Annotated in this window: 17 protein-coding genes and 3 pseudogenes; 9 read left to right on the top strand and 11 right to left on the bottom strand. The window is 70.1% G+C overall.

From position 1 onward, the window contains the following. Positions 1–13: 13 nt before the first annotated feature. From ACZ6I1_RS13030 to ACZ6I1_RS13010, 5 genes and pseudogenes are all read right to left on the bottom strand, one after another. Positions 14–2,254, bottom strand: coding sequence for a catalase (locus tag ACZ6I1_RS13030; protein WP_469286417.1), 2,241 nt, complete (start codon positions 2,252–2,254; stop codon positions 14–16). A 185-nt stretch (positions 2,255–2,439) separates the two neighbouring features. Then, a pseudogene (locus ACZ6I1_RS13025) lies at positions 2,440–2,580 on the bottom strand (glutathione-dependent formaldehyde dehydrogenase); the annotation flags it as partial. 235 nt (positions 2,581–2,815) lie between these two features. Then, positions 2,816–4,282: an aminotransferase class I/II-fold pyridoxal phosphate-dependent enzyme gene (locus ACZ6I1_RS13020; RefSeq protein ID WP_469286415.1), complete on the bottom strand. Its 1,467-nt coding sequence runs from the start codon at positions 4,280–4,282 to the stop codon at positions 2,816–2,818. Positions 4,283–4,410: 128 nt separating this feature from the next. Continuing rightward, positions 4,411–4,560 (bottom strand): annotated as a pseudogene (locus ACZ6I1_RS13015) (prolyl oligopeptidase family serine peptidase); the annotation flags it as partial. A 917-nt stretch (positions 4,561–5,477) separates the two neighbouring features. Beyond that, positions 5,478–6,032: a cysteine hydrolase family protein gene (locus tag ACZ6I1_RS13010; protein ID WP_469286413.1), complete on the bottom strand. Its 555-nt coding sequence runs from the start codon at positions 6,030–6,032 to the stop codon at positions 5,478–5,480. 272 nt (positions 6,033–6,304) lie between these two features. On the opposite strand from ACZ6I1_RS13010, the gene ACZ6I1_RS13005 reads away from it, so the two are divergent. Both ACZ6I1_RS13005 and ACZ6I1_RS13000 read left to right on the top strand, forming a co-directional pair. Next, positions 6,305–6,583 carry a GlsB/YeaQ/YmgE family stress response membrane protein gene (locus ACZ6I1_RS13005; protein ID WP_469286410.1) on the top strand — a complete coding sequence of 93 codons (279 nt, stop codon included), beginning with the start codon at positions 6,305–6,307 and terminating at the stop codon, positions 6,581–6,583. A gap of 555 nt (positions 6,584–7,138) precedes the next feature. Then, positions 7,139–8,350, top strand: a complete 1,212-nt coding sequence (locus ACZ6I1_RS13000; RefSeq protein WP_469286408.1) for an amidohydrolase — start codon at positions 7,139–7,141, stop codon at positions 8,348–8,350. 34 nt (positions 8,351–8,384) lie between these two features. Here ACZ6I1_RS13000 and ACZ6I1_RS12995 read toward each other — a convergent pair. The 3 genes and pseudogenes from ACZ6I1_RS12995 to ACZ6I1_RS12985 all read right to left on the bottom strand — a co-directional run. Further along, positions 8,385–8,591, bottom strand: a pseudogene (locus ACZ6I1_RS12995) (MSMEG_6728 family protein); the annotation flags it as partial. A 118-nt stretch (positions 8,592–8,709) separates the two neighbouring features. Next, a complete protein-coding gene (locus ACZ6I1_RS12990) occupies positions 8,710–8,916 on the bottom strand; it encodes a hypothetical protein (protein WP_469286407.1) in 207 nt (68 codons plus the stop codon). 118 nt (positions 8,917–9,034) lie between these two features. Then, on the bottom strand, positions 9,035–10,150 hold the full coding sequence (locus ACZ6I1_RS12985; RefSeq protein ID WP_469286405.1) for a glutamate--cysteine ligase: 1,116 nt from the start codon (positions 10,148–10,150) through the stop codon (positions 9,035–9,037). Between the two features lie 431 nt (positions 10,151–10,581). Between ACZ6I1_RS12985 and ACZ6I1_RS12980 the strand changes: the two genes are divergently transcribed. From ACZ6I1_RS12980 to ACZ6I1_RS12965, 4 genes are all read left to right on the top strand, one after another. Continuing rightward, a complete protein-coding gene (locus tag ACZ6I1_RS12980) occupies positions 10,582–11,205 on the top strand; it encodes a flavodoxin family protein (RefSeq protein WP_469286403.1) in 624 nt (207 codons plus the stop codon). Between the two features lie 277 nt (positions 11,206–11,482). Continuing rightward, on the top strand, positions 11,483–11,716 hold the full coding sequence (locus ACZ6I1_RS12975) for a DUF6479 family protein (protein ID WP_469286401.1): 234 nt from the start codon (positions 11,483–11,485) through the stop codon (positions 11,714–11,716). A gap of 736 nt (positions 11,717–12,452) precedes the next feature. Next, positions 12,453–12,614: a hydrophobic protein gene (locus tag ACZ6I1_RS12970; RefSeq protein WP_452789089.1), complete on the top strand. Its 162-nt coding sequence runs from the start codon at positions 12,453–12,455 to the stop codon at positions 12,612–12,614. A gap of 262 nt (positions 12,615–12,876) precedes the next feature. Further along, positions 12,877–13,245: a PRC-barrel domain-containing protein gene (locus tag ACZ6I1_RS12965; RefSeq protein WP_469286399.1), complete on the top strand. Its 369-nt coding sequence runs from the start codon at positions 12,877–12,879 to the stop codon at positions 13,243–13,245. A gap of 66 nt (positions 13,246–13,311) precedes the next feature. On the opposite strand, the gene ACZ6I1_RS12960 is transcribed toward ACZ6I1_RS12965, so the two are convergent. Both ACZ6I1_RS12960 and ACZ6I1_RS12955 read right to left on the bottom strand, forming a co-directional pair. Continuing rightward, positions 13,312–14,592 carry a preATP grasp domain-containing protein gene (locus ACZ6I1_RS12960; RefSeq protein WP_469286397.1) on the bottom strand — a complete coding sequence of 427 codons (1,281 nt, stop codon included), beginning with the start codon at positions 14,590–14,592 and terminating at the stop codon, positions 13,312–13,314. Between the two features lie 636 nt (positions 14,593–15,228). After that, complete coding sequence (locus ACZ6I1_RS12955) at positions 15,229–15,492, bottom strand: DUF5133 domain-containing protein (RefSeq protein WP_469286726.1); 264 nt, start codon at positions 15,490–15,492, stop codon at positions 15,229–15,231. Between the two features lie 529 nt (positions 15,493–16,021). Here ACZ6I1_RS12955 and ACZ6I1_RS12950 point away from each other — a divergent pair. Further along, positions 16,022–16,798 (top strand): RNA-binding protein, encoded by a 777-nt coding sequence (locus ACZ6I1_RS12950; RefSeq protein WP_469286395.1) that lies wholly within the window; start codon positions 16,022–16,024, stop codon positions 16,796–16,798. 262 nt (positions 16,799–17,060) lie between these two features. Here ACZ6I1_RS12950 and ACZ6I1_RS12945 read toward each other — a convergent pair whose 3' ends face one another. Then, on the bottom strand, positions 17,061–18,026 hold the full coding sequence (locus tag ACZ6I1_RS12945) for a pirin family protein (protein ID WP_469286393.1): 966 nt from the start codon (positions 18,024–18,026) through the stop codon (positions 17,061–17,063). Positions 18,027–18,145: 119 nt separating this feature from the next. Here ACZ6I1_RS12945 and ACZ6I1_RS12940 point away from each other — a divergent pair, with 119 nt between their 5' ends. Further along, the gene (locus ACZ6I1_RS12940; protein ID WP_469286724.1) at positions 18,146–18,490 is read left to right on the top strand and encodes a tetratricopeptide repeat protein; all 345 of its coding nucleotides are present in this window, start codon (positions 18,146–18,148) and stop codon (positions 18,488–18,490) included. 69 nt (positions 18,491–18,559) lie between these two features. After that, complete coding sequence (locus ACZ6I1_RS12935) at positions 18,560–19,753, top strand: methyltransferase (RefSeq protein ID WP_469286722.1); 1,194 nt, start codon at positions 18,560–18,562, stop codon at positions 19,751–19,753. Positions 19,754–19,765 lie beyond the last annotated feature (12 nt).

Here is a 19,765-nt window from a genome sequence, read left to right as displayed (position 1 = left end):
CGCCTCCGGCCTTTCAGGCTGCCGGCGGGAACCTGTCCCAGGCCCGGTGCTCGGCCAGGGCTGCGGTAACGGTCTCTACGACGGACGTACCGTCCTCCTCCAGGGCGATACCCGGGTCGTCAGCTGTGACCCCGGCAGTCTGGAGGAGCTGCTCCGCGCCGTTCCAGCCGCCGATGGCCTTGCCGTGCCGGTACGCCTCGGTGACGAGCAGGAGCACGCGCGGGTCGACGGCTTGCGGGGGCCGGGCGGTGCCGGCCTTGGCGTCGCGGGCGCCGTACGCGTCCGCTCCGGCCTGGGGCACGCCGGCAAGCAGGACGGCGTCGAATTCGGTGGAGCGGGCGGTGGCGTAGGTCCGCTGGACGGTGACCGGATCGCCGTTGGGGTCGAGGGTGCCGCCCGTCGGGGCGACGACGAGGGGCGTCATGCCTGCGTCGAGGATGGCTTGCCGGGCGGCCCGTACGCCGTCCAGGTCGGCCTCCGCGTCGGCGATGATGCCGATGACGCGGCCGTCGGTCGGCCAGGTCCTGCCCATCTGGGAGAGGGCCGGGCTGGGGTCGGGCTCGGCGAGCGGCTCGGTGGGCGCAGGGGCCGGCAGACCGAGTCCGGTGGCGACCTGTTCGCAGAGCCGCGGGTCGATGTTCGCCAGGACCTGGAGGGCGCGCACCTTGATGGACTGTTCGTAGCACTTGTTCAGTTCGAAGGTGTACGCGGCGATGATGTGCTCGCGCTCGGGCGCAGTCATGCTGAGCCAGAACAACCGCGGTTGGGTGAAGTGGTCCGAGAACGAGGCGGGCGCCTCACGGACCTTGCTCGCCGCCGGGAACTTCACCGGCGTTTCGATGAAGGCTCCCGTGTCGGCTCCGGCGAAGAAGGGGCAGCCGCCGTCGAGGCTGTTGGGGTGATAGGGGGCGACGCCGGTGTGGACGGCGGTCTGGTGCATGCCGTCGCGGAGCATGTCGTTGACGGGGGCGTGCGGCCGGTTGATCGGGATCTGCCCGAAGTTGGGGCCGCCGAGGCGGCTGATCTGGGTGTCGAGGTACGAGAAGAGGCGGCCGGCGAGCAGCGGGTCGTCGGTGACGTCGATCCCGGGGACCAAGTGTCCGGGGTGGAAGGCGACTTGCTCGGTCTCGGCGAAGTAGTTCTTGGTGTTCGCATTCAGCGTCATGAGCCCGACGGCCTGGACCGGCGCCAGTTCCTCCGGGACGATCTTCGTCGGGTCGAGGAGGTCGATGCCTTCGAAGGTCTGGTCCGGGGTGTCGGGAAAGACTTGGATGCCGAGCTCCCACTGCGGGTACGCACCGGATTCGATGGCGTCGAAGAGGTCCCGGCGATGGAAGTCGGGGTCCATACCGTTGATCAGCTGCGCTTCCTCCCAGACCAGGGAATGCACGCCCAGTTTCGGCTTCCAGTGGAACTTCACCAGCGCGCTTTCGCCGACCGCGTTGACCAGGCGGAACGTGTGGACGCCAAAGCCTTCCATCATCCGGTAGGACCTCGGGATACCGCGGTCGGACATGTTCCAGAGGGTGTGGTGCGTGGCCTCGGTGTGGAGGGACACGAAGTCCCAGAACGTGTCGTGCGCGCTCTGCGCCTGCGGGATCTCCCGGTCGGGATGCGGCTTGCCCGCGTGGATGATGTCGGGGAACTTGACGGCATCCTGGATGAAGAACACCGGGATGTTGTTGCCGACCAGGTCGAAGGTGCCTTCCTCGGTGTAGAACTTCGTCGCGAACCCGCGGGTATCACGCACCGTGTCCGCCGAACCCCGGGAGCCGAGGACGGTGGAGAACCTGACGAAGACGGGCGTCTCCACGCCCTTGGCGAGGAATGCGGCCTTCGACACCTCGCCCGCCGCCCCGTACCCGAGGAACACACCGTGAGCTGCGGCGCCCCGCGCGTGCACGACCCGCTCCGGGATTCGCTCGTGGTCGAAGTGCGTGATCTTCTCACGCAGATGGTGGTCCTGCAGGAGGACCGGCCCCCGCGGTCCGGCCTTCAGCGAATGGTCGGTGTCGTAGAGCCGTGCCCCTTGGGCGGTGGTGAGGTAAGCACCGCTCTGCGCCATGCGCGCCTGCTCCGCCCCGGTGGCCTGCCCGGTGGGACTCACGGTCTCCGGCCCTTCCTGGTCCGCTTTGGGCGGGAGGGGCTCCGCGGGCTGTGTCGGCTCGGCCACGCCCGGGGACACCGGTGCCGGCTTGCCCGGCAGGCCGTTCTCTTCCGGCTCCGACGCTTCAGGGCTGTGCTTGGTGGTCATCGTGTGTCTCCAGGGGTTGGGCTGCTGAACGCTTGAGCCATGACCGGGAAGCATCCGCTCCCAAACGGCGGCCGGGTGCTTCTCACCCGCCTCAGCGGCGTTCTGGGCATCTGCCCCGCCAGCAGCGCGGTTGCGCGTGCCTACCCACAGCCTGTCGGGTCCGCGGGCGGCCGCGAGCGGTCGGATCAGGGTGTGAAGAGGACTTTGGCGGCGCCGTCCTGCAGAGAGAGGATGTCGTCGACCCAGCGCCGCACGCCGGCCTGGCCCCTGCGCAGCGTGAGCCGTTTGTCGAACATGGTCAGCAGGGGCAGCGGAGCGGATCGGCCGCACGTCCGTAGACCCAGGTGCGGATGCCGCGTCGGCGGGCCCGCTCGTTTCCGTCGCTCCTGCCATGGCCGTGCCCCCACCGTGCGCGTGCCCCGCGCCGGACCGGCGAACCGCACTGTGGGCCTTCGCCGGTGCCCGGCGTCGTACCGCGAGTGTTTCGCTTTCCGACTGCGACCACGGGAGACCGGGCGCCACCGGCTGAGAGGTGCACCCGCTACCCGTTCCGCACCGCGGTCACTCTTCGCGGAGCACGCGGACGCTCGTGACCTCCGTGTCGACCGCGTCCGGCACGACCATGCCCGCCTCCACCCCTGTCCGCAGGTAGCGCAGAACATCCTGGGTAAGGCGCTCGCCGGGCAGGGCCGCCGGGATGCCGGGCGGGTACGGGGTCAGCATTTCGGCCGCGATCCGGCCGTCCGCCTCCTGCCAGGGCACCTGCTCCGTCCGGCCGAAGAAGGCATCGCGGGGCAGCGCCGCCTGCTCCAGCCTCAGCCGCGACGGCGATGGGACCTCCACGGGCTGCCCGGTCCGGAGCTCCGCGGCATGCTCGGCCAAGTCGGTCAAGGCCGTCAGCAGCACCTCGGCCGTGTCGCTGTCGTCGGCGTGGGTGAGCTGTGCGCTGATGCGGCGGTGGTCGGCGACGTGGAGGTTGATGCGGTGCTTGTCCCGCAGCCAGTCGGCGGCACGGTAGCCGGTCACCTCCCACGCCCTGATGTCGACGATGATCTGGAGCGGGTCCATGTCCGCCGCCCGGCCCGGCCCGCAGAGGTCGTCGCGGCCGTGCACGTGCATGCCGTCGATACGGGAAATCCGCTCACGGCTCTTCTGTGCCAGGGCGAGTGCGTGGTCGTAGAGCGGCTCGCCCTGCTCGACCATCTGTCGGCGCCAGCCGTCCAGCGCCGCGTAGACGAGGGACGAGGGGCTGGTGGTCCCCAGGAGGTCCTCACGGCTCTTGAGCACCTCCGGTTTTACCAGGTCACCCTGGAGGTGGAAGACGGAGCTCTGTTCGAGACCGGAGCCCATCTTGTGCACGGAGGTGACGCACACGTCCGCACCGGCGTCCATGGCCCAGGTCGGCAGGTCCGGGTGGAAGGGCAGGTGGGCGCCCCATGCCTCGTCGACGATCAGGGGCCGGCCTCGGCGGTGACAGACCTCGGCGATGGCGGCCAGGTCCGAGCAGGTGCCGTAGGGGGTCGGTGTGGTCACCAGCGCGCCGCGAGCGTCGGGGTGCTCGGCGAGAGCCGCCTCGAATGCCTCGGCGGTCGGCGGATGGGCGAGGTGGCGCTCGGCATCCCACTGTGGATCCACCCATACGGGCCGTATGCCCGAGAGGATCAGACCCGACACCACGGATTTGTGCGCGTCCCGGCCGACCAGCAGCTTCTCGTGCGGTCCGGCGACCGACAGCATGGCCGACTTCACCGACAGGGAACTGCCGCAGGTGGAGAAGAACGCATGGTCCGCCCCGACGGCGTCCGCCATCAGCGCCTGTGCTTCCTCGAGGACTCCGTGCGACGACGTGCGGTCGTCCAGGCCGCTGGTGGCGAGGACATCGGAGCGGAACACCGCTTCGCCGAGCACGGCCCGCACCCTCGGGTCGGCCCCCCGCCCCTGCTTGTGCCCCGGGGGCGTGAACGGGGTCTGCCCGCTTTCGTGATAGGCGGCCAACGCATCGAGTACCGGCGCTTTCGACTGGTCCATGCCTCGCGCCTGCCCCGAGGCCGCCGGCGAAAACGGACGCCGTCACGGGGCTGGACGGAGATGCCGCTCCAGCCAGTCCGCGACAGCGCGCGGTAAAGCCGACGGTTGTCCGCCCGCAGGAATTCGTGGCCCTCGTTGCGCAGCCTCAGCTGTCGTGCCCAAACCCCGCGGTAGCGTGCCGCGCGGACGAACTGCGCCGATTCCGTCGGCGGCACGTTCGTGTCGTGCTCCCCGTGGACGTCCGGCACAGGGGCGCGGAGTTGATCGATGCGGCCCATCGGGACAGGGAGCGCAGCGGTTCCCGGGCGTGTTCGGGGTGCCCGTACTTGGCGGCGGCGGACTGCGCGATCCACGGCTCGGCGGCGACGGACAGTCCTCGGGACCTGCCCTCCTCGTCCGGACGTACCCTCAGCAGGCCGCGAACTCCCGTTCTACGCCGCTGCGCAGCCAGAGCGTCCGCGCGTCGGCGGAGAACCGGCCGACGCGGACCGCGACGGACGAGCGCGAAACGGCCGTCCGCACTCACGTCGCACACCCGGAGGGAGGCAGCTCCGGCCTCCGCTGAACAGCAGGTTCGGTGCGGTTGCTGCGTCCGGGTCGACCAGACAGGCCGCCAGCCCGCCGCTGCAGGCGGGGCCGTCATGTTCGGACGCCTCTCCCCGTGTCTTTCCGCCGGCCGGCGACGCACCTTCCGCTTCGGCTGCAGGTGTCCCGGTCCGGCGTGCTCCGGGCGCACCGGGGACGGATGGGCGACCTCAGCGACCTGACGGCGAGGGCCGTGCCGTCCCGCGTCCAGCACCCGAGGTGGGCCGAACTCCCCGGCTCCGCGCCTGCGAGCACCTGGCCTCGGGTACCGTCCGGGCGCACGACGAGAACACGGGTGTGCTCCCCGCCCCCGGCGCCGCGGTGTAGGCGATCCAGCGGCCATCCGGCGACCAGGACACCTCCGTCACCGGGTCGGGGTCGGCGTCGGGGTCGGCGTCCAGCACATGCGCCTCCGTCCTCCGGGCGGGCCCGCTCCACAGCGTGGAAACTGCCGCGCCGATGCCGATGCCGATGCGCAGATGCCCGCGCCCCCACTCTCCTCTTCCGCGGCTCGGAGAGACAGGCAGGCCGGAGCCTTCGGGAGCCGCTGACGGCGGGCCCGCACCGCTCCGGAGCCTCTGCACCGGTGAGCGACACATTCAGACCTTGATCACTCCACACGCCGGGCATCGAAGGTGACGTCGTCCGCCGCGCAGATGTCTGCGGACATGTTGCAACGCATCATCCGCAGGGCCGCTTCGGCCAGGTCGGCGTCGATGTGGGCGACCGCGTCGGCCGCCACGACGACATCGAAGTGCCGGATGTGGGCGTCCAGAGCCGAGTACATCACGCACTGTTCGGTCACTTGCCCGCACAGGACGAGTCGCTCGGTTCCCAGTCGGCCCAACAGGTAGGCCAAAGGGGTTTCGTAGAAGATCGAGTGCCGCGCCTTGACGACGAAGAGCGAGTTCTCGTCGGGCGTGACCGGCTCCACCAGGTCACGGTGGCGGCCGTCGAGGGCAGCCCGCAGGATCTCGCCGTGGTGCGAGCGCCACTCCCCGAAATTGTCGTTCACATAGATGACGGGCGAGTCGCTCGCCCGGGCGTGCTTCAACAGTGCCGTGACCCCGTGGAGCGCCTCACGGACGGACGGGACCAGCGCTTCGGCGTCCTCGTGTGCGTAGGTATTGAGCATGTCGATCACGATGAGCGCCGTGCGAGGCATGGAAACCGCCGCCTCTCGTCCCGTCCATCCAGCCTGTGGCCATCCGTCGGCGGCACACCGCCGGGCCCGGACCCTCGAGGTCCAAGCCGCCTGATGCTCCCAGTCTCTGTCATTCGGGGCGGCGCCGCCGAAGGGATGTGCCGGCGGGGTCCACCACCGTCATGCGCGCGCCGCGACCGCTGGGGCCCGCGGCGCGCTGCGCACGTTTGAAAGCGCGACACGCGTGAAGAAGCGACTTAACCGGCCTCATCTCACGAAGCGGGAGACGCATCATGGGCATCATCGCGTGGATTCTCATCGGTCTGTTCGCCGGCCTCATCGCCAAGGCGATCATGCCGGGCAAGGACCCGGGCGGCATCATCATCACCATGCTCATCGGCGTCGCCGGAGGCCTCCTCGGCGGCTGGCTCGGCAAGGTCGTCTTCGGTGTCGATTCCATCGACGGCTTCTTCGACCTCTCCACCTGGATCGCCGCCATCATCGGCTCTGTCATACTCCTGGCCCTGTACCGCCTGGCCATCGGAAGCCGGCGCTCTCACCGGCACGCCTGACTGCGGCGGCGGCGGCGGCGCGTGGGCGTAGACGCCGCTCGCTTATTCGACACCGTTCAGGCCGCATGCGCAGGGCCGGCCGCCGCCGACAGATTCCGGCATCGGCCGGCCGTCCGTCTGGCGTTCGCCCGCGAAGGTGCGGACGTCGTCTTCACCCCCCGTCCGGGCCGCAAGGCCGTGTAGTAGCCGTGGGTGTCGAAGAGGTGGGGCAGGAAGCAGCGTGCCGGCGCCGCACTGCCGATCGGGTTGACCTCGAGGACTCGACGCCATACCTGTCGGATCCGAGTCGGCGAACGGGCCTCCTTCGACGGCTCCGGCATTGCCCACCATCACGGACGCCGGTCCGAGGCGGGTGCGGACCTGCCGGGCCGTGTCGCCCATTGCTGCGTCGTCGGCACCTTCCAGGCCCAGGAGGGCCGGTCGCGCACCCGATCGCCGAACGCCCGGGCCAAGGCCGCACCCAGCCCGCCCGCCGCTCCGGTCAGCAGCGCGGCGCGAGCGCGCGTCATCGGCCGGCCTACGGGCAGAAGCGGGACGAGGCTACGAGGAGACGACATGGGCATGGGCGAGACGGGCGATCCATCCGACGAGCTGTACGGGCGACTGCGGCGGGAGTGCGGCCGCCGGGCGGACGATCTGTGGGCCGTCAGCCGCGCCCTGCACGCGGATCCCGAGCTCGCCTACGAGGAGCACCGTGCGGCCCGGCTGCTGACCGACGAACTCCGGCGGGCGGGGTTCGCCGTCGAGCCGGGGACCGCCGGACTCGACACGGCCTTCGTGGCCCGCGCGGGAAGCGGGCGGGGACGGTGCGTGGCACTGCTGTTGGAGTACGACGCGCTGCCTGGCCTCGGACACGCATGCGGACACAACCTGATCGCCGGGGGCGGACTGGGGGCCGCACTGGCGTTGCGCAGTGTATGGGAGGAGGAGTTCGAGGGCACGGTGCTCGCCGTGGGGACGCCGGCAGAAGAGCGGGGCGGGGGCAAGGTCGCTCTGGCCGAAGCGGGCGTGTTCGAGGGTGTGGACGCTGCGCTGATGTTCCATCCCGGCGTGCACGACTGGTCGTGGGCGCCGCTTACCGCGCAGACGCAGATGCGCGTGGGCTTTCACGGCCGGGCAGCGCACCCCACGGGCGATCCCACCCGGGGCATAGATGCCCTGGCCGCCCTCATCCAGCTGTTCAACACGGCCGCCGTGATGGAAAGGCGGCTGCCGTCCGGCTCACACGTCCAGGGGATCATCACCGTCGGAGGCAGCGCGACCAACATCGTGCCGGCCTTCGCCGAAGGCCTGTTCGGCCTGCGTGCGGCCACCAGCACCGCCCTCGATGCACTGGCGGGCGAAATGGACGCCTGGGCGGAAGGGGTGGCGGCCGCGACCGGCACCACCGTGGAGGTGACCCGCCTGGGCAAGGGCTACGCCCACTTCCGGGACAACGACGTCCTCTCGGACCGGTTCGGCCTGCACCTCGCACGCTCGGGCATCCGACTCACCCAACCCGTCGGCGGGGTGTTCCTCGGATCGTCCGACATCGGCGACGTCAGCAGCCGCGTCCCCGCCATCCATCCGTTCGTCGCGATCCTGGGCGAGGAAGCCTCGGACCACACCCCCGCCTTCGCGAGCGCCGCCGCCTCCGAACGGGGGCGCGAGGTGATGCTGGCGGCCGCCGAAGCCCTCGCCTGCACGGCCGCCGACGTCCTCAGCGATGCCGGCTTCACCGCCCGGGCCTGGGCCCGCCAGCGGGAGAAGGCGGCGGCAGGCCTCTGACGCCCGGGCCGCGGTGCTTCGTGCCGTCGCCGGCTACCCCGCAGATCTCCAGCCCGTACGGGACGAGGGCCTCCTCGTGCCCCGCCCACATCCGCACCGCCGGGTGCCTGCGCCATCCGTAACCCGGAACGACGAGGCCACGCAGCACCTGCACGGCCTCAACGCGCTGCTTGCCGAGCCTCCGTACGTCCAGCACGGCCGCCGAGGCGTCGAACGACGGAAACGGAAGCAACGTTTGCACACGGTCTCCCTCCGAAACGGCGGTGCAACCACCCGGGACCCGTGGGCCGCAGGCCGCCGGGGCGGGGACGGTCCATGTGGCCGACGGTGTGCGCCGGGTGACTTTCGGGGGCCCTCGGTCAAGTGTTCCGGCCGGCAGTCTTCGCGTTCTCGGCGGCCCGGTGCTGCGCATCGCTGCTCGGAGTCACTGCGTCGCCGGCCTCGCCTTCGTCCGTGTCGGGAAGCACCGCTTCCTCCGCTTCGTCACGGGCCTCCGGGTCGCCGCTCTCGCCGGGAGCCTGCGACGGAGGGGTAGGCGCCGGGTCATGCTTCCTGGACTTGGTCATCGCGCACTCCGTTCATCGCTCATCACATTCGCATCGGTATGCCTCGCGTCTGCCCGGTTCGGCCCCCACATCACATCGGCCACGGATACGGGGGCCCTGCCGGATCCGCCGCAGCGCCTCACGGCTGGATCGTCACCTCCGCACACCGAGTGACGACGGATGCGAGTACGTGCCCGTCGGCGTAGAGCCGGCGCTGCGTACGGGCGCCGTTCCCCCGCTCGTGCAGGTGCGCGATGCCTTCCCGGACCCGTTCGTCATCGCCCTGCTCCTTCAACGCCTCACGCACGTGCTGGTACAAGGCATCGACTGCGTCTTCGGCAGACGTCTCCCGCATGGTTTCGGGATGGAGCAGGGGTCCGTCCAGGCCGGACCGGCCGGCCCGCCAGGATGCCAGTCGCAGCAGACTCGTACCGATCCTGGCCGGAGGCCGCCCGTCCTGCCAAGCGCGTGCCGCCGTCTCGACCAGACCGCGGATGAGGGCTGCGAGCAGGACCGGCGTGGAGGCGTCCAGGCAGACATCGGCGACCCGGACCTCCACCGTGGGGTAAGCGGCCGATAGGCGGGCGTCGAAGTAGATCATGCCCTCGTCGCGCAGCACTCCGGTGTCGATCATCGTGCTCACCTGCTCGTGGTAGCGGTCGGCGGAGCCGAAGATGTCGACCGGGCCGGCGGACGGCCACCGGTTCCACACCCGGCTGCGGTAGCTTCCGTACCCGCTGTCCCCGCCCTGCCAGAAGGGCGAGTTCGCGCTCATCGCCGTCAGGACGGCCAGCCAGGGCCTGATGCGGTCCAGGACGGCGACGCCCTCGTCGTCCGACGCGACCGAGACGTGCACGTGGCACCCGCAGGTCAGCTGCTCCTGCGCCGTCAGCCCGAACTGCTCGCCCATCCACCGGTAGCGTCGCCCGACGTTCAACGACGGCTTGACGGGCAGCGGAGATGTCGCGACCGCCGCCACCACGGCGCCGGCACTCGCCGCGTGGTGGGCTGCCTCGCGGCGGATGCGGACGATCTCCTCTTGGAGCTCCCCCATCTCGGTGACGGGCTTCGTGGCGAACTCCAGCTGCTCCTTCTGCAGTTCCTTCTCGAACTCGTGGTCTCGTCGACCGCTCGTGCCGGGGTGCTGCCAGGCTGAGCGCTGTGCGGCCGCCAGCACGGCCCCCGACACAGCGAGAGGGGCGCCACTGTGTGCGTCCACGAGCAGCAGCTCTTCTTCCACGCCTACGCTTCGCATGTCGCCGCCTGTGGATCGAACCGTCAGATGCCCCGCACCTGCCCTGCCTCCCCTCGACCATGCCGTCGCCCTGTCCGTCTCCCCGGTGGAGGCCTCCGGCCGGAAGGTCCCGGGTAGAGGTCCCGTGTCCCGTGGTCCCGTGCAATGGCTGTGCGGAACTACTGTCCAGGCCCGGAGTCCAGGAGATGATCGGGTGGGTGCAGCGGCAGGAACGGACCGCCCCGGGAGCTTCCCCGGCCGTGCACGCCTTGCAGGGCACGCTCCTCACGGATGCCGGCCGCCTCCTGGCGGATGTCCGGTCGGGCCGGCAGAGCGTCGCAAATAGGTGGCGGGGTAGACGCGGCAGGAGAGACGCCAGGCGGCGCCCGCGTACGGCTGATGAAGACGGTCGCCCGGGACATCGATGCGGGATGTAGGGGTAGCCGGACATCATGGACCTCAACACTCACGCCCCGCTCCGGGCTGTGGCGCTCGTCTGCACCCTCTCACCCTCCCCCGCCCCGTCCAGCTCCCAATTGCTGGCCGAGCAGACGATGGCAGCGCTCGCCGAGCACGGCGTCACCGGAAAGACCATCCGGATCGCGGACCACGAAGTGAAGCCCGGCGTGAAAACGGACATGGGCGACGGGGACGCCTGGCCGGAGATCCGGGACACGATCCTGGGCTGCGACATCCTCGTCCTGTCGACGCCCATCTGGCTCGGCCACGCCTCCAGCATCGCCCAGCGGGTCCTGGAACGCCTGGACGCAGAGATCTCCGAGACCGACGACGAAGGCCGCATGCTCACCTACGGCAAGGCCGCCGCAGTCTGCGTCGTCGGCAACGAGGACGGCGCCCACAAGGTCAGCGCCGACCTCTTCCAGGGATTGAACGACGTCGGTTTCTCCCTCGCCCCGAATGCCGTCACCTACTGGGTGGGCGAAGCCATGCAGGGCACCGACTACCAGGACCTCGACAAGACGCCCGAGAAGACCGCCGCAACCACGACCACTTTGGCGGCCAACACCGCCCACCTCGCCCGACGCCTCAAGTCAGCCACCTATCCGCCGAGTTGACCGGGCCCTCGCCGCCCTCCCGCAGGCCCTCGAGCGGGCGGCGGGGGGAAGTCGGGAGAATGGGGTAGACCGCGGGTCTTGTGGTCTTCCTTGAGCAGCACGATCCCGACCACCACAGCCTCCAGACTTCGCAGCACCGGGCGACGCGGCAGGCCACCCCAGTCCCGTGTACCCGGCCCGTCTACGCCCTCCGCTTGGGGACGCAGGGAAAGCACACCCTTCGATATAAACCCGTTCGGCGTCTGGTATGTCCGTGAATCGCGGGTAGGGGCCCCGAATGACTGCCATCGAAACACTCACTGCCGAAGGCCAGGCCTCACTCTTCCTCATGTTCGCCGGAGTGGTCCTCGTCGTCCTCCTGATCGGTGCATTTTGGTACGGGAGTAGACGCCGGCGCCGGGAGGCACCTCCGGCCGCGCAGAACCCTGTCGCACAGCGCCGCGAGGACTCCTGGCAGACCCCGGAAGAGCATGCTCGCGACCAGAAGGACCAGGAGTATCCCCACGCGTGAACCGGACGGGCTTTGCAGGAAAGTGAGCGCGGTGCGGCCGGCTCGGCAAAAGAAGGCCGGCGCGGCCGGTGGTCAACCCGGCCGGGTGCGAGGGGTCAGCACCTGTGTGATGATCACAGCGCTGGCGACCAGGAGCGGAGTGCGGTCGCCGCGTGCGACCGTGACGGCCCTGCCAGGCTTCTCCAGCAGCGGCTTTCGCACAGCTCTGCGGGGCTGGGCGTCTCGGAGACGGGAGCCCTGAAAGCGTGTCAGTCGGGCGTTCATCGCAGTGCGATCTGCCGTTTCCCGGCAAGCGCGGTCACCGCACCTGCTGCCGCAAGCGTCCCCGTGATGGCGAACTGTGCTGCCCCACAGCGTTGTTGACGCAGGCGTGTGTCAACGAACCAGTACACCCCACTGCCGTCCACTTCATGGCTATGGTCCCACCAGTGACGCACCGGGCAGTGACCGTTGTCACCCGCGCCCGTACGCCACATTCCCTGGCAGCGCCGACACCAGCGAAAGCCTCATTCGCCCCTGCCCCGGACGCCCTCCGTATGACGCTTCACCGGTCGGGGGTAGGGCCAAGCGGCGCAAGAAGGTCTCCCCAGACACATCGCCCCCCCCCGCGGCACCGTCACACCGTCGCACGATGCAAACAGAATCTTCTGCCCATTCGCCAGAATAAGAAACACATAGAAATCGAATGCATGTCCTGTATGCGGTCGGGCACACGATGCTTCGGAGGTTGATAACCATGGTTCCCCTGCTTCTCGTTCTTCTGCTGGCCCTTCTCCTCTTCGGCGCTGGTTTCGCGGTGAAGATTCTTTGGTGGGTCGCTATCGCCGTCCTGATCCTGTGGCTGATCGGTTTCGTCGCCCGCCCCAAGGGCGGTAGCGGCCGCTGGTATCGCTGGTAACCGTAACTCGAAGCGCAGTACTGACACTGCATGGCGGTGGCCGGGACGGTCGCCGTAACGCGGCAGGGAACCTGCTTACCCCCAATGATCGACGGCCGCCCCGGTCCCGTATTTCGATCGGGTGCGTGAAGCCGTAATGGCGGGGAAGGCGGAGTTCAGGCGGAACGCAGCACAACCGCCGAACACAACGTACGGAACAGGGAGGACCGGTGGAGAGTTCACTATTCCGCCGTCTCCCGTTGCCCGGAGGAGTTGTTTTCGCGTGACTGAGCATGTGTGGAGCTACCAGCCGACCGCGGGCCGCTTGGCCGGTACCGATCTGACCGGATACAAGGTCGAGGCGACCGACGGCAGCATCGGCAAGGTCGACAAGCACTCCGACGAGGTGGGTGACGCCTACCTGGTCGTGGACACCGGCGTATGGATCTTCGGCAAGGAGGTCCTGCTGCCGGCCGGCACGGTCGTCAGGATCGACACGGAGGACCAGAAGGTCTTCGTCGACCGCACCAAGGAGCAGATCAAGAACGCCCCCGAGTTCCACCGGGACAAGCACCTCGGCGACGCCGGGTACCGGGAGGAGCTGGGCACGTACTACGGCACCGGCGCTCCCTTCGGCGGCCGCCCCGCCTGATCGCATTTCCGTATGACGAGGCCGGTTCCAGCACCCCCGGGGTGCTGGAACCGGCCTCGTGACGGGTCAGCCACCCTCGAATGCGAGGACTTCGGCCAAGACGCTTTCCTGCTCCTCAACGTCGCCGGCGCTCCTGGCAATCACCGCGTACCGCCACGAACGGCCGTCGGGTGGCGCGTCCGCGTACAGCACCACGCCCTCGCCGCGATCCGGGTCGAACGCAAGGTGGGAAGCGCGGAGCCGGGCAAGGGCTCCTTCGAAGTCCATGGGGCTGCGGGTCCAGCCCTTGGCCACCGACCATGCCGGGGGCGACGCGGCCGATCCCGCAGTCAACCGGGTGACCATGGCGTGGGGTGTGGTGGTGGCCGTGCGGCGGATGTTGCTCTCACTCGCGTACGCGACGCCGGTCATGTCCACCAGGGCGTCGAGCCCGAAAGGCCCGGCGTAGCCGTGGTCAGCCAGGTGGCGGCCCAGGGCCGTCCCCCACTCCTCCAGTACGTCGGCCACGTGCGCGCCGGACGGCGGCAGCGGAGAGGCGTAGCCCGTGAAGGAGCCCTGAACCGTGCGCATCGCACCACTGAAGAGCGCGCGTGTCCCGGCGGCGGAGACTTCCATCTGGATGCTGACCGACTCGGCGACCTCGAGGCACTCCTCCACCACCCACAGGCCCTCGGGCCCGCCGACCGTGTCAAGCGGCAGGCTCGCCGCGCCCATCAGGTCGTTGCGGGACACGAAGCGCATCCCGTGCCCTCCGGCCGAACGGTCGGGCTTCACCACGACACGCTCGTGGTCCCGCAGGAGGGCGCGCGCCACGCCTTCGGCCTCCGGGCGCCGGCACATCCGGCCCGTCGGCAGCCGCATGCCCAATTGCCCGGCCGTCTCGCGGAATCCGGTCTTCGTGTTGAGCAGCGTGGTCATCTTCAAGGCGGCCTCTGCGGCTTCGACCGTGGGGTACGGGTGGACGTCGATGCCGATGTCCCGGGCGAATGCGACCGCCGACGCGTCGAGCGCCGTCGGCAGCAGTGCCGCACCCCGGTCACCGACGAGAGCGCGAACCTGCTCGACGAGGCCGGCCTCGCGCACCGCCCGCGCCAGCGGGACGGCTCCGGCGGGGGGCACCTCGATGACCGCCACCGATTCCGAGGGCACCCCGGTCAGGTCGTATACGTAACGCAGGAACTCCCGGCTCAGCGGCACGGGCGTGACGAACACGTCCCCCGGCCGAAGCAGCCACGCCTTCCGCGGCGCCTGCTGGGCCCACTGCGTCAGGATCTGCCCCTCGTCGAGATCCACCGCCAAGTCCGAGAGGAAGTTCGCGAACACGACGATCGGGCCGGTCTCCGTCACCGCTCTGCTCCTCTGTTCACCGCACGGCCGTCTCCGGTCGGCGCGGGTTCACCGCTCAGCCCCCTACCGGGCCCGGTGGGCGTGCAACGGGAAGCCACGTCCCCCGGCGCGTCCGGGCAGGAGCCCCTGGTTCTTGCCGCCCCGCCCCCACGGCATCGCGAGACCCGCCATGGTCGCCCTCCCTGGAACGTGGAGTCGGTGAGGGAAACGGTTCCCACGCCTCGGGGCCGACCCCCTCCACTCCACGAAGTCGGGGTCGGTGAGGTCGAGGTCGACGTCCTCGGCGTTCTCCATCCCGGCAGCGGCGAGGAAAGCCCGAACATCTGATGGACGGTGTGCCACTCCGATGGCGACGCCGTCATAGCGGACACGGCGCCAGCCCTGCTGGTCCGGCGGGTGGATGATCAGCTTGGCGGCCATGGGCCCAGCCTCTGCCGCCTCAGCCGGATTGGCACTCCTTCGCATCCGATCGGGTGACCCTCACCGGCAGTTGCCGCCCCGGGCGCTGGCCGCGGCCAGTGCACGCCAAACTGTCCGTCGTCAGTCTGGAGCGTGCCCACGAAGCACACGCATCCCGCCTCGTGCCTCGCCTCTGCCTGCGTCAGGGCCGGCGGTGCCCACTGTCGGCTGATGCGATCAGCCGGCGACAAGCACGGAGTCATCGAGGGTACCCGCGCCCGGCAGGTGATGACGGGCGGCAACGAGGGCGGCGTGCACATCTGTCGTGCCGGTCGACACGCAGAGCGCTCGCTCGACGCCCTCGATCTCCCTGCGGACCGGTGAGCCGCCTTCAGCGGCGTCGAGCACGGACAGCGCCCAGTATCGGTCGACGAGGCCGGGGAGCACGGCCGGGTGAGCCTCAACGACCCGTTTGTGCTCCTCGCGCGCATGGTCCCGCAGCGCCTCGTCGAACCGCTTGCGCGCGGCATCGACCTCCGCGTCGTACGAACGGCGCCCGAAGCCGGCGCTCCCAGTCATCCGCGGGGCGGCTCGGGCTCGTACTCTTCCCACCGCGGGAGGGGAACGGGTCCTTGGCCTGCCGTGCCTTCTCACGCGCGTACTCGTCAGTCCCGCCCCCCACCGTCACCCCAGGGTCCCGCATGGTCTCCCTAGGCATCCGTGTCGACGCCTCCGGCCTTACCAGAAGGGAACTGGTCCGTGTGGGGATCCCGCCGATCACGCGAAGAACAGGTCCCCTGGTGCCAGCATGGCCTCACTCCAGCCCACGGAATGAACCGAATGAATTCGAGGTCGGATGGCAGCCCGTCCCGCGGTCGGTCGATACGTCTACTGGTCGGATCGAGCAGTCCGACAAGTTGCCGAGGAGAACGGCATCGAGCTCACGGGGCGACGAACCTGGACCCTCGGCCTCTCGCTCATAGGCCTTCAAGGAGGCATCGGGTCGCAGCAGTTCGTAACACGGAACCGGTTGGAGGAGGCGCGCCGGATCGAGCGTCACTTCGGTACCTCGGTCATGGAAGGCCTCGACCTGGAACCTGAAGCCTCCTACGTCAAAGGCGTTGGCAAGGTCGAGTTCGCGGAGTTCGCCGCATGGCACACCCGGGGCGCCGCAGTCATGCACGTGCAGCTCCGGAACGCGCACGGTCAGCGGGTCGACCTCTGTCTCTTCGGAAGCCAGGACAACGTACGCGGCTTCGGGCCGAGCGACGGCTTTGCCGACGGCTGGACCTCCTCAGCGGCGCCGGCGATCGAGGAGCTGCTGCGCACCAGGGGAAGGCAGAACACCTCCCAATGGGACGACCCGCAGTCCCGATCCGTGGAGGCCTTGAAGATCGCTTTGGACCAGGGATTTTCCAGCACCACCGACCACAGGGGTCACCCTGAGACCCGCGGCTTCACCATCGGCCACGGCGGTCACTGCGAGTTCGTCGCCGAGATCTATACCGACGTCGTACTCGATCCCACGCGGTGGCACCTCGAAGGGGAGTCGGCCGGCGCCGAACGCATCATGGTCGGAAGGCCGCTATGGATCCGGACGATGACCCGCGACGCGGTCGTCCGCTACGCCGAGCTGCGCAACGGACCGGGCTGGGCTCGCCGGCGCCGGCTGCGGCCGTTGGGCTCCCTGACACGGCGACCGCAGGCCGAGATCGCTCCGCCGGTGGTCTCAGCAGTGCTCGAGACGACGGAGCCCAGCGCGCCCGATCCTGCTCGGCGGCGGAGGTTCTCCCAGGCTCAGCACTGATATCCACAGCGCGCCGGCTACGCACCATCACCCCGCCTCGCAATGGGCGGGGTGGAGCCGCCCCACGTCGATCCTCCGGTGACCCGAGATGGGCAGCACCCTGCGCCGAACGTCCGGCTTGGCAGGTGCCCGCACCCGGAGGCGCCTGGTGGGCGCGCCGCTGTCCGCAGCACCGCCGCCACATTCGGCACTTGCAACCGTTCGGTACAGGATGTTGTACCGAACGGGCACGGGGTGCTCCAGGCTCTCCGAAAAGCGCAGGTCAGCGCACCCGTCCGCGTGCTTTCAGGGGCACCGGGGGGAGTTCGGGAGCGGGGATCGGAGGGCCGTCATAGCCCTTCACCTCGCCGTAGCGGGTGCCTTCCATCCAGTCCTTGCGGGCTTGCACGATCTCCTCGTTGCTCCGGCCGATCCAGTTCCAGAACATGACGATCTCCTCCTCGAACGGTTCGCCGCCCAGGAGCATCAGGCCCGCGTCCGAAGTCGCCCGGAGGGGGAGGTCGGTGCGGCCGCAGCCGAGGTAGAGCATCGAGCCCGGGAGGACCGGGACGTCGTCGACGTGGGCCTCGCCCGACATCGACAGGACCGCGTACTCGAAGTCCGGGTCGAGCGGGATCCGGGTCTCGGTGCCCGCCGCGAGGGAGAGGTCCGCGCCGACGATCGGGGTGTACGCCGTGCCCGGTGAGGTCGCGGTGTCCAGGGTGCCCAGGATGACCGTCGCGGTCAGGCCCGGGGCGGTCACCTGGGGCAGGTCCGCGTGGTGCTGGAAGTGCGGCTCCACATGGCGGTGGGCGTCCGGCAGGGCCACCCACAGCTGGGCGCCGTGCAGGAAGCGGGCGTGCGGGCGCGGGCTCTCCTCCGAGTGGCTGATGCCCCGGCCGGAGGTCATCAGACCCAGTTCGCGCGGGCGTACGGTCGCCAGGCTGCCCACGCTGTCGCGGTGCAGCACCTCGCCCTCGTGGAGCCAGCTCACCGTCTGGAGCCCCGAGTGCGGATGCGGCGCGACCTGCATGCCGGGCTCGTCCGCGATGTCGTCCGGGCCGTAGTGGTCCACGAAGCACCAGGCTCCGACCATGCGGCGGCCCAGGTTCGGCAGGAGTCGTCGGACCTCGGTGGATTCCCCGAGCGTGACCGTGCGCGGGCTGAGGAGCTCGCGTACCGGTTCGGCCACGACGAAGCCGCGGCCGCCGCAGACCGAGAGTGCGGGCTGGCGATCGAGATTGCTCATGTGGACAACCTAACGGCGGATCGGCGCAACGGCGGCCGTGGTCAGTGGAATGTTCCCCCTGCCCTGCGTGTTGGAGGCACAGACACGAGCGGGAAGGTGGAAAGGACGCGATGAGCGCGATGGATGCGTCGTACTTCGAGCACGGGACGGCAGCCGAGCGCTGGGAGCGGGCCCGGCTCTTCTTCGACGCGAAGGAGTACGGGACGGCCGCGCGCATCCTGGACGCACTGGCGGCCGAGGCGCCGGAGCAGCTGGCGCCCCGCCTGCTGCTGGCCCGCGCCTACTACCACTCCGCCCAGCTCTCCCGTGCCGAGCGCGAGCTCCGCGCCATCCTGGAGCGCTGGCCCGTGGAGGACTACGCGCAGCTGATGCTCGGTCGCACGCTGGAGCGGAGCGGGCGGCCCGCCGAGGCCCGCCCGTACCTGCGGATGGCCGCCGCGATGGCGGGCGAGTTCCCGGAGTAGGGGCTTCCCGGCCTGGCGCATGCGGGGCCCGGGCTCCGGCTCGGTTAGCCTGGGTCCCATATGAACCGTCTGACCACGCCTTTCGGCTCCTACGAGCTCACCCGCTTCCCCGAGGACCCGCGCGACCGGCTCCGCGCCTGGGACGCCGCCGACGAGTACCTGCTGCGCCACCTCGACGCCGGTACCGGCGAGCGCGGCCCGGTGGACCTGGCCGGCGCCGGGCAGATCACCGTGCTCGGTGACCGCTGGGGGGCGCTGACGACGGCGCTCGCCGCGTACCGGCCGACGCAGATCACCGACTCCTCCCTCACCCGCTCCGCCACCGCGGCCAACCTGGACCGGAACGGGATCGGGACCTCCAAGGCGACGGTCACGCTGCTCACCACGCAGGACCCGCCGCCCGGGAAGATCGACGTGCTGCTGGTGCGCGTACCCAAGAGCCTGGCGCTGCTGGAGGACCAGCTGTACCGGCTGGCTCCGCACGTCCACGCGGGCACCGTGGTCGTCGGCACCGGCATGGTGAAGGAGATCCACACCTCCACGCTGCGGCTCTTCGAGCGGATCCTCGGCCCGACGAAGACCTCGCTCGCCGAGAAGAAGGCGCGGTTGATCTTCTGCACGCCGGGCGCCCCCGGCGCCGCGCGGCCCACGACCCCCGGGCCGTGGCCGGTGACGTACACGGTGGACCAGGACGCGGGGTCCGCTTCCGGACTGACCGTCGTCAACCACGCCGGGATCTTCTGCGCCGACCGGCTCGACGTCGGCACCCGCTTCTTCCTGCAGAACCTGCCGACCAACACCGACGGGGCCCGGGTCGTGGACCTGGGCTGCGGAAACGGCGTCGTCGGCACGGCCGTGCAGGTGCACGACCCGGACGCCGAGGTCGTCTTCACGGACGAGTCCTACCAGGCGGTCGCCTCGGCGCGGGCCACGTACCGGGCGAACGTCCGCGAGGGCCGGCGGACGGCCGAGTTCCACGTCGGCGACGGGGTCGCGATGCTGGATCCGGGCTCCGTGGACCTGGTGCTGAGCAACCCGCCGTTCCACTCCCACCAGGCCACCACCGACGCGACGGCGCTGCGGATGTTCGCGCAGTCGCGCAAGGTACTGCGGCCGGGCGGCGAGCTGTGGATCGTCGCCAACCGGCACATGGGTTACCACACCCACCTGCGGCGGCTCTTCGGCAACAGTGAAGTCGTCGCGAGCGAGCCGAAGTTCGTGATCCTGCGGGCGGTCAAGGAAGAACGGCCGCGGCCCATGTGACCTGCCGGTACG

The organism is Streptomyces sp. NPDC046303 (assembly GCF_055588085.1).
Note: the sequence above shows the minus strand (reverse complement) of the source record. Positions and strands in the feature narration are given on the sequence as shown.